This is a genomic window from Candidatus Latescibacter sp., assembly GCA_030692375.1.
In the GTDB taxonomy this organism is placed as follows: Bacteria; Latescibacterota; Latescibacteria; order Latescibacterales; family Latescibacteraceae; genus JAUYCD01.
Genome location: JAUYCD010000242.1, coordinates 1 through 9,830, shown reverse-complemented (window position 1 = coordinate 9,830; position 9,830 = coordinate 1). Strand labels below are relative to the sequence as shown.

Genomic DNA, 9,830 nt, shown 5'->3' with positions numbered 1-9,830 from the left:
CCTCACTTGGCCACTAAAATTAGCAGGAGAGCAACCACAAACGCATAAATTACCACCGATTCTGTGACCGCCTGCCCGATGAGCATGGTACGGGTGATCACAGGAGCCAATTCAGATGCCCGTGACATCGCATCGCATGCTTTTCCGGCTGCAAAACCTTCGCCTAATCCTGGTCCCAAAGCACCTATACCCATACAGAGACCGGCGCCCAGCACCGCGCCGACGGTGCCGATATTTGAACTATCCGGGGCTATAAAAATGAGGAGGAGGGAAATCACGAGGGCAAAGATACAGCCGGTTTGTGTTACAGCTTGTCCGACGAGGGTATTAAGAAGTATTGAACTCGAAATCCTGGGGTGTCGGGCTACGGATTCACACGCGGCGCTACCCGCCATACCGCATCCTATTCCCGCCCCGATGCCTCCGACTCCCATACAAATTCCCGCTGCAATAAAGGCTGTAACTTTGGACGGTTCTCCCTCGGTAGGCGCTACAAAAAGCAAAAGAATGGCAACCATCAATCCAAATATACCGGATGTTTCGGTAACTGCCTGAGTGATGAGCATCGTTCGGAGGATTTCTCCGGAAATCTTGGGCTGTCGGGAAATGGCTTGAGCTGCTTTCCCAGCCGTAAGCCCTTCACCGAATCCGCTTCCCAGTCCACCTATTCCCACTGCTATGGAAGCTCCCACATATTTGGCTAAAATGACAAAGTCCATCAATCAACCCCTTAGATCATTCCGCAATAGCCACAGCTAAATAGGTCATGGAAAGCACGGTGAATACAAAAGCTTGTATTGTCCCCACAAACAGCCCGAAAAACAGGTTTAATCCAACTGGAAGCACAGTATATTTGATGAGATAGGAAATCACCACGATAATGATGGCGCCGCCGCTGATATTCCCAAAAAGACGGACACTGAGTGAAATACCTTTGGAAATTTCACCGATCACATTCAACGGCGCCATGATAAAAAAGGGCTGAAAGTATTCATGTATATATGCTTTGATTCCTTTGATCCTAATCGCTTCAAAATGGACGAGGAAGATCATGACCAGCATATGTCCGATAATGATATTGAGATCGCGGGTGGGTTCGCCGAGGCGAGGAATAACCCCTATTATGTTGGAAATCCAGATGAAAAAAAAGAGGGTGAGCAAGGTGGGCACATGGCGATCACCATGCTCGCCGAGAGTCTCCAGAATTATCGAGCGGAAAAAATCCACAACAATCTCAATGAAGCTCTGCAGTCTCCCCGGTATTCTTCGGAGGGTAACAGCAGTAAGGGTCGCAGCGAAGATGAGAAGGACATCCACCAGCAGCATCATTTTGACGGGGAAAATATCGATCGCCCAAAAAGTTTCCTTATCCGGAGGGGTGTTGTCAAGATGATATTTTTCAACCTTGCCGATTGATTCCAATTCCATCCCGTGCTTTTCGACAGCGACAGGACCGATCTGAAACCATGCTTCCTTTTCTTTTCCGCCTTCCTTGCCGACAGCTCCCAGGATAATAAGCACCGCCACTTCCAGAATAAAGACAGCCAGAATCAGATACAGTATCTGCTTACCGCTCATCAGGATTACCCCTTCGATTCTCTGCCAGTGATGCCTGATGCCGCGAGAAGCTTTTCACCGATAATGACGGCCTGCACGGTAAAAACACCGAAAAAAGCGGCGAATATGTTGAAGTCCGTCCGGGTTACAATCAGAGCCAGGGCAGAAAAAAGTATGGCGTATCTGAGAAAATACCGGAACAGGATAAACTTTTTCGCCGCTTTGGAAGGTTTATCGGCCATTCCGAATGCATCGGCTGCCATGAGCTGAAAATTCAACAGACTCACCAGCGACCCGCACAGATAACCGAAACCGATCGACTTTGTTCCGAAAATAAGCAGAATAATACCTAAAAAAGCTCCAAGAAGCAGGGCTTTTTTCCGGGTGTTTCTCACAAAACTTCTGAACGAGTCAATTACATATTCCGACATGATGGATCAACCGATCTTAGCCGGCATCTTCGGTCCGGCAGAAGGGATTTCCCCACGGTCCCCGCCGCTTGCACAGTTGCCGGAAAACAAGGCGCCCTCTTCGATAACCAGAAGTTTGGCCGTCAGATCGCCCTCCAGACGGGATGTGCTCTCCAGGGTCACCTTGTTCGAGGCAACGAGATGGCCTTTGATGATGCCGCCAATAACGGCGTTCTTTACTTTGATCGTTACATCGATGAGTTCCCCGGTGGAGCCGACGATCAACGTATCGGTGGTAGTGATAGACCCCTTGAAGACACCATCGATACGAAGGCTCTGCGCTACTTCCATGTTACCCTCGATTTTAGTGCCTTTACCGATGATGGTATTCATGGCTCCTTCCGGTTCATTTTTTGCCATGTATTCCCCCAAATATTAAAAAATGCTTTGTGAAAGGTAAAGAAAACTTTGCCAGTCAATATAACTCAAATTCGTTCTGCCGCAATTATTTTATATCGTTTTTTGCATATTTTATCGCCGGATTTTCCGGAAGATACCCGAATGGATCAACCGGCTGCCCTTTAAGGTAGACTGCATAGTGAAGATGCACTCCGGTGCTCGATTTCCCGTCCATTCCACCATACACGGCTATCGATTGCCCCTTGCGCACTGTATCTCCGTATTTCACCAGGAGCGATTCATTATGTCCGTAATGGGTTTCCAGGCCATTCTCGTGATCGATAGTTACGGTAAGCCCCAAAAGATCATCCATTCCGGCGAATATTACCTTTCCATCGGCAGTGGCAACCACGCTCGATTTCATCCGGGCGACGATGTCTGTGCCGAGATGGCTATCCTTCCTGCCGGCATATTTAAATGTTTTGGTCACTTGCCAGGGATTGTTTACCGGCCAGATACTCGGCTTTCGACGAAGACTGGATTCTTTTGCGGCAATCGCCTGTTCCAATTCGTTTCCACCCCTTTTGCCCGGAGACAGCGCGCCAGCAGCGGTTCCCGTTCCCGGTTCAACTGCCGGGGGTTTCGGCAGCTCAATATCGCTCCCCAGAATAGTTCTAAGCTTGGTTTCATTTTCTTTATACCGCTCCAGACGCAGAGAGATAGCGTTGAGCTTGGCGGTAGCCTCCAAAAGCCTGTCATTAAAATGCTGATAATACCGCATTTTGGCGTACATGAATCCCAGCGAAGCGGTAGAGAAAAATCCGATTACCACAAAAAAACAGGCTATACAGAAAAGTATTTTCAGTTTGAAAAACCGGCTCGTGGTAACCCGCCATTTTTTTACTCTCGCCCCTTCTTCCGGGACGATCATGATCGAAATCCACTTATTTTTTTTCTCGTCTGACACAATTACTCCACTAAAAAAATCAATGTTGAATGGTAAAAATAGGTAGTTTTGCTGTACAAGTCAAACTTTTTTACAAACAGCATGCCAAACTTGTTGCCGCAGGCGGGAACGATGAAACCGTTGCCGCAGGCGGGAACGATGAAACCGTTTCGACATCTATTTCGGAAAGAAACGCAATAAAATATTATGAAACTTTATTTCATCATAATTTTTTCCATAGCCTCACGGAGCCTGCGGTAATTATCCACCAGCCCCTCGCTTATAACTTTGGTAAAGCCGATTACCGGCATGAAATTCGTGTCGCCGTTCCACCGCGGTACAACATGAAGGTGCAGGTGATCGGCAATGCCCGCACCGGCGGAGCGTCCGATATTCATTCCCAGGTTGAACCCATCCGGCCGCATGAAACTTTTGACAGCCTTAACCGCAAGCGCCGAAAGGTCCATCAGCTCCAGGCGTGTTTCCGAATCCAGGCTTTCCAGACCCGAGGTATGACAAAAGGGGACCACCAGCAGGTGGCCGTTGTTGTAAGGAAATACATTCAAGATCATATAACAGGATGTCCCGCGATATACGATGAAGTTCTTTTCATCTTCATCTTCACGGGGTTTTTCACAAAAAATGCATTCCGCGTTTCCCGAAACGTCCATCCCATCAATGTATTTCATCCGCCAGGGCGCCCAGAGCCTTTCAAAACCATCAGAACCATTCGTTTTATCTGTCATCGCATCACCGCTATTTTTCCATGGTAACCGCTATACCCAGCCAGCCGGATCGAATAAAAATAGATTCCCGGCGCTACTGCATCTCCGGTAAAATTCGTGCCGTCCCAGCTCGGAGCGTCCGTCAATCCTCGAAAACTCCCTCCGGCAGGCATGGGTTTCTCGATTGTCTTGATATTTTCGCCAATAAAATTGAATATTCTGATGGAGAGGGTTTTCCCCGAAACCGGTATGTCCACCGGAAAATACAACAACCGGCGGTTATCTTTGCTGAACACCGCCGGCTGCGGATAGGGATCATACATTTTAAACTGAGCCGCCGCAGGCCCGGCTGACTTGAGACCGGAAGCGGCAAAGGCATCGAGAATCCCGTGGCCGTAAAGGGTATCCGGCGCTGCCCGTCTGGCATATACCCGGAGGGAATCGTAAAGGACAGCCGGCGTCCAGTCCTGGTGTATCTGGAGGAGGAGCGCCGCCGCGCCGCTCACTGCCGGAGAGGCGAACGAGGTCCCCCGCAGGGAGAGGTAAGAGTCGCCGATGCCGTTTATCACTTCCACTTGTTCCCCCATAGCCATGAAATCCGGTTTCACCCGGCCATCGAAAGTCGGTCCTCGCGAGCTGAACGCGGAAACCCGGCCGTCGCGGTTTACCGAACCGACCGCTATTACCTTCTTCCCGTCCGCCGGAGCGGTGACGTAATACCAGGGCTGGTTTCCCTCATTACCCGCTGCATTCACCACCACTATGCCCTTTTCCACCGCAATATCCGCCGCAATGGTGGTAACGGCCGTCTGCCCATTCATGTCCGAATACGAATAGCTCTTTCCGTCGCTGAAATCCGTATAACCCAGCGAGGACTGCACAACGTCCACTCCGAGGCTGTCCGCCCATTCGAGACCTGCCACCCAGTAGTCTTCCTCGATCCTGGTATCCACCTCGTTGATGATCTCGGTACGGGCGAGCAGGAAAGTGGCATGAGGCGCCGCTCCGATCATGTTCCCACGGTCCAGAGCGGCCATGACCGAAAGAACCTGGGCGCCGTGATCGTCGCCGCCGACATCCCCGTCTTTTCCTACGAAATCCCAGCGATGGGAGATACGGATGCTGTCGAAGGCGGCGTGACCGAGATTGTCGAACCCGCTGTCCAGGATACCGATACGGATACCGTCGCCAAGGTATCCCTTATTATGGAGGGGAATGACATTGATCAGATTGATTTGTTCAAAGGAATTTCCGTACGATAATTCCGCCGGTTTTTCTCTCCCGGAGGGAGTTTTCTTGATCGAAGGCAGAGCCGGCGCCGGTTTTTCGGGCGCGCGGAAGGATTCCACCGGCCTCACCGATTGCACGAAAGGAAGGCTCTCTACACGGGTGAGGGCGCCAGCGTCCAGGTCGACCGACACACCGTTGAAATAGCGGGTGACCGTACGGATGCTTCCAGAAATTTTTGCAACAGTGGCGATGTAGCCGGGATTCACCGGCAGGTCGCGCTCATCGAAAATCCGGCTACCCAGTATCTTTGCCCGGCGGCCGGTGTTTTTCGGCTCATCCGCCGCGACAATCTTCGCGGAGACCTCTCGGGCGACATTAACCGCGCCACGGTCCTTGAAAAACACCCAGTAAGGGCTGGCATCGGCATAAAGACAGTTTGCCGGGATTAAACAGGCTATGAGCGAAAAAAGGACGGTAATTCGCATAACTCCTCAGTAACGGTGCAAAGGAACCCTGGATAGATGCCGAAACAAGTTCGGCATGACACGTGTCATCCTGAACTCGTTTCAGGATCTAAACACTCAGAACGCGCGATTTCCTTTAAATGAATCTCGGCGTTGGGAATTTCAGCTTCATCTTCCATCATTAATGAATATACATCTTTAATGTTTTCTTCCAATTCATCAAGCGTGATGCCCTGGCTGAATACTCCCGGCACTTCTTTCAATTTGCCGACATACCATCCGTTGTCACGCCAATATTCAAGTGTGAAATTTCGTATCATATAAAACCTCCCTTTTTCAGACGTACAGTTCATGCCGAATGAGTTCCCTGCTTTTGCATAGCAATAGTAGGGCTTCTGCATTTATCAATAGACAGCTACAAAGTTGCAAAACGTCAAAGTAACATATTTTTTTGCATTTCACTTTGTTACTCTGTCTCTCTGTCACTTTGCAACTTCATTTTCTACCTCATATCAACTACATCGGTTCCTTCCGGCGGAGTGAATGCAAATACGGAATCGCTGATATTGCCGTTGATCCGCACATCCGAGAGTATATAGGTGGAAATATCGCCGTTCGGGGAAACTTCTTCCGTTTTCACCGGGAAATTCAACGTCCGGTCCACCCATACAGTAACATTCTTCCCATCCGCCGCTTGGGCGGCAAGAGTGATGATATACGTTTCGCGGCCGTTCACTTGTTCATTTCCCGAAAGGGCTGCCTTCCTATCGGCATACCGCTTAAAAATACCCTGCGGCGTGGGAAATTCTTTTTCCTCTGATTCAAACTTTGTTATTTCCACCTGCTTGTTTTTGGGAGAATATGACCACACTGTTTTGCCGTCAACCACGATGGTTTTGGCGGAATATTCCACCCGCAACTTGTAGGTTTTTTTAAGTTGGAGGGTCCCCTCGATGTGCTGGTTTCGCTCCACTGTTTTCCAAATATGATTCCATTCAAAAGAACAGGAAAGCGTGGACATGCCGTCCAGGGTTTTCTTCACCTTCTTCATTATCTGGTCGGCGTCCGGCGAGGACGTCTGGGCCTGCACCGCCGGAATACATGCTATACTCGATACTACAAGTGCGATCCATAGAAATTTTAATACATGCCTATCGAGATAAGATCGGTATTCGCAAAGAAATCCCCCCTGCCTTCGGCATCCCCCCTTGTTAAGGGGGGAGTTTGGAGAGGAGGTTCTTTCCCCCCTTAACAAGGAGGGACAAAGGGGGGATCTAACAAGCAGAGTGTCCTCCAGAGCGCTCTCTATCATTTTACCTGAGTTATCTCGATACGCATACGTTAAGAAATACTCTATTTTCATAAACCTTCATTCTCCAGTTGATCGATATACTCTTCATCAACAAGCACCTCCCGGGCTTTGGAACCGTCGTAGGGAGATACGATTGCCGCCATTTCCAGTTGATCGATAAGACGCGCTGCACGGGCATATCCGATTTTCAGCCTTCGCTGGAGAAGGCTCACCGAACCCTGGTTATGACGCACCACGAGACGCGCCGCATCGAAAAATAAACTGTCACGGGCATTCGGGTCCCTCATGCCCAGGCTGTTCTCTTCATCCTCCGATTCTTCCTCGAACATATCCTCGGCGATGATTTCGGTTTTTTCTATATTCTGGCGGGCCACGAAATCCACCAGGCGCTGGCTCTCCTCGCTGGAGATATATGCTCCGTGGAGCCGAACCGGTTCAGGTTTCCCCGCCTGGAGAAAGAGCATGTCCCCCATTCCCAGGAGCTTGTCGGCGCCGTTCTGGTCGAGGATGATACGTGAATTGGCCGCCTGCATCACCTTGAACGCAATCCGTGAGGGGAAATTGGCTTTTATCAGCCCGGTTATCACATCCGCCGAGGGACGCTGGGTGGCCAGAACCAGATGGATTCCTACCGCACGGGACATCTGCGCCAGACGGGCAATGTATTCCTCGATTTCATTCGAAGCCACCACCATGAGATCGGCGAACTCGTCTATTATGATGATAATAAAGGGTAAAAGTTTCGGAATTTCTCCCTTTTTGCCCTCCTGGGCGCTTTCGGCCAGGGAATGCACCTTCCGGTTATACTGCCCGATATCCCGCACTCCGAGAGAAGCGAGCTGACGGTAGCGCGATTCCATCTCCCGCACCGCCCATTTGAGCGCATTAGCAGCCCGTTTCGGGTCGGTGATCACCGGGGTAAGAAGATGGGGTATGGCATTATAAACGCTCAGCTCCACCACTTTGGGATCGACCATGATCATCTTCACACGATGGGGATGAGCCTTCATGAGAATACTGGCGATGAGTGAATGGATGCAGACGCTCTTCCCCGATCCGGTAGAACCGGCAATGAGGAGGTGGGGCATTTTCTCCAGGTCGGCAACTATCTGGTCTCCCGAAGTATTCTTTCCGATTCCCATGAGGAGGGGCTGGTCGCTTTCGACGAACGCCTCCGATTCTACTACCTCACGGAGGTACACCATGGACCGTGTTTTATTGGGCACCTCGATGCCGATTGCCGCCTTGCCGGGTATGGGAGCGAGAATCCGTATCCCCCCCTTGGATTTTAGCGCCATCGCCAGGTCATCGGAAAGATTTACTACTCTTCCGACCTTGACACCGGGCGCCAGCGTGAGCTCGTAGCGGGTAATAATCGGTCCGGGAGTGATCTGGCGCACCTCGGATTCAATGTTGAAATACCTGAGGCTCTCAACGATTCGCTGAGCTCTTTCCAGCATCTCCTCACGGCTTTCGGAGGGAATATCGTTCTGGGATTCGTCCAGGATGCCCGGGCCGGGGAACACATACTCCACCGGGGCAGGTTCCGGTCTGATAGATGCGCGATGCAGCGGACTCTTCATCGGTCCGCGAGCGATTTCGGGATGAAGATCAGGGTTCCGGGCACTGATGATGGTCGGCTGTATGCGGGGGGGTGGACGTTCCGGCTCCTCCTCCACCGGGGTGAGGAAGGGATCCTCATTATTATCCATAACGCCTTCTTCCTCCAGGTCGCCATCCAGTCCCTCTTCAGGCTCCGGTACATCGCCCCCTGCTATTCGTTTCTCGCGCTTCGCATCGCCCCTACGGCCGCCGAAAAGGGTGAGAACCGCCTCGACCGCTGTGGAAGGCTTCAAACTCGTTGTAAGCACCACAACGATCAGGATCACCGCAATCGGCGCCAGATATGCGCCGACCCGGCCAAGGTAGGTTATCATCAGGTCGGTAATATACCAGCCGATGAAACCGCCGTATGTGAAATCCGGGGTCGCCAGGGTATTATTGCCGGTGAGCGCATCCGAAACCTGGGTAACCAGCGGCGGCGCAAACAAAATGAAGGTGACGAGGATTGCCGCCGGTTTCACTATAACGCGGGCTGTTGTATGGAGAAAAAGGACGATGGCGATGATGATAAGCAAGGCCAGGAGCGCATAGCCGGAATATCCCAGGGAAGCAAGGAGGGCAAAAGACAGCCAGGCGCCGAGCGGCCCCGCCATGTTAGAAGAAGGATACCCGCGCCGTGAGGAATTGGGCCAGTCTTCCGGGTTGTGGGTCAGGAGAGCCACAAGGAGGAAAATGGAAAAGCAGATGAGGAGAATACCAAGTATCTCCCTCAACCGACTTTTTACCCTGTCTGAATCTTTTCCCATAAAAAAACTACGCTCCTCTCCGGTATGGGGATATAAACAATAAATATAGTATCCCGCCGAAAAGAGTCAAAGCAAAAGTAACTGTGCGAAATCGGCCGCCCCCTAACCCTCTGTCCCTTTCCCCCGGGGGGCAAGGGAAGTAGTTGCTCCAAAATAGATGCCGAAACGGTTTTACCGTTCCCGCGAAGCGGCAACAAGTTCGGCATGACATGTGTCATCCTGAACTCGTTTCAGGATCTAAACACTCAAAACATGCGCAATTATTTATGTCGTCATGTCATAACTGTCCGGTTAAAATTTGAGAGGTAAAGACAACTGTTGCTGTTTTTGAGTAATTGTCTTGAATCTATCGAAAGGAATGGTAAGTATTTCAACGAGATAGATGCTATCAAGGAGTAATTCTCCGACGATACGGGTT

The 9,830-nt window shown here is 50.8% G+C and carries 10 protein-coding genes; all 10 read right to left on the bottom strand.

The features are described 5' to 3' along the window. Window positions 1-2: 2 nt before the first annotated feature. Window positions 3-719: an ATP synthase F0 subunit C gene (gene atpE / locus Q8O92_14665; protein MDP2984559.1), complete on the bottom strand. Its 717-nt coding sequence runs from the start codon at window positions 717-719 to the stop codon at window positions 3-5. A gap of 16 nt (window positions 720-735) precedes the next feature. Beyond that, window positions 736-1,578 carry a F0F1 ATP synthase subunit A gene (atpB, locus tag Q8O92_14660; GenBank protein ID MDP2984558.1) on the bottom strand — a complete coding sequence of 281 codons (843 nt, stop codon included), beginning with the start codon at window positions 1,576-1,578 and terminating at the stop codon, window positions 736-738. A gap of 5 nt (window positions 1,579-1,583) precedes the next feature. Further along, complete coding sequence (locus Q8O92_14655; GenBank protein MDP2984557.1) at window positions 1,584-1,988, bottom strand: ATP synthase subunit I; 405 nt, start codon at window positions 1,986-1,988, stop codon at window positions 1,584-1,586. A 6-nt stretch (window positions 1,989-1,994) separates the two neighbouring features. Beyond that, window positions 1,995-2,387 (bottom strand): polymer-forming cytoskeletal protein, encoded by a 393-nt coding sequence (locus Q8O92_14650; protein ID MDP2984556.1) that lies wholly within the window; start codon window positions 2,385-2,387, stop codon window positions 1,995-1,997. Window positions 2,388-2,472: 85 nt separating this feature from the next. Further along, on the bottom strand, window positions 2,473-3,333 hold the full coding sequence (locus Q8O92_14645) for a M23 family metallopeptidase (protein MDP2984555.1): 861 nt from the start codon (window positions 3,331-3,333) through the stop codon (window positions 2,473-2,475). Between the two features lie 194 nt (window positions 3,334-3,527). Continuing rightward, the gene (locus tag Q8O92_14640; GenBank protein MDP2984554.1) at window positions 3,528-4,058 is read right to left on the bottom strand and encodes an HIT domain-containing protein; all 531 of its coding nucleotides are present in this window, start codon (window positions 4,056-4,058) and stop codon (window positions 3,528-3,530) included. After that, the gene (locus Q8O92_14635; protein MDP2984553.1) at window positions 4,055-5,752 is read right to left on the bottom strand and encodes a S8 family serine peptidase; all 1,698 of its coding nucleotides are present in this window, start codon (window positions 5,750-5,752) and stop codon (window positions 4,055-4,057) included. The genes Q8O92_14640 and Q8O92_14635 overlap by 4 nt, the downstream gene beginning before the upstream one ends. A 65-nt stretch (window positions 5,753-5,817) precedes the next feature. Then, on the bottom strand, window positions 5,818-6,051 hold the full coding sequence (locus Q8O92_14630; protein MDP2984552.1) for a type II toxin-antitoxin system HicB family antitoxin: 234 nt from the start codon (window positions 6,049-6,051) through the stop codon (window positions 5,818-5,820). Between the two features lie 182 nt (window positions 6,052-6,233). Next, window positions 6,234-6,821, bottom strand: coding sequence for an outer membrane lipoprotein carrier protein LolA (locus Q8O92_14625; protein MDP2984551.1), 588 nt, complete (start codon window positions 6,819-6,821; stop codon window positions 6,234-6,236). Between the two features lie 269 nt (window positions 6,822-7,090). Further along, window positions 7,091-9,412 carry a DNA translocase FtsK gene (locus Q8O92_14620; GenBank protein MDP2984550.1) on the bottom strand — a complete coding sequence of 774 codons (2,322 nt, stop codon included), beginning with the start codon at window positions 9,410-9,412 and terminating at the stop codon, window positions 7,091-7,093. Between the last annotated feature and the right edge of the window lie 418 nt (window positions 9,413-9,830).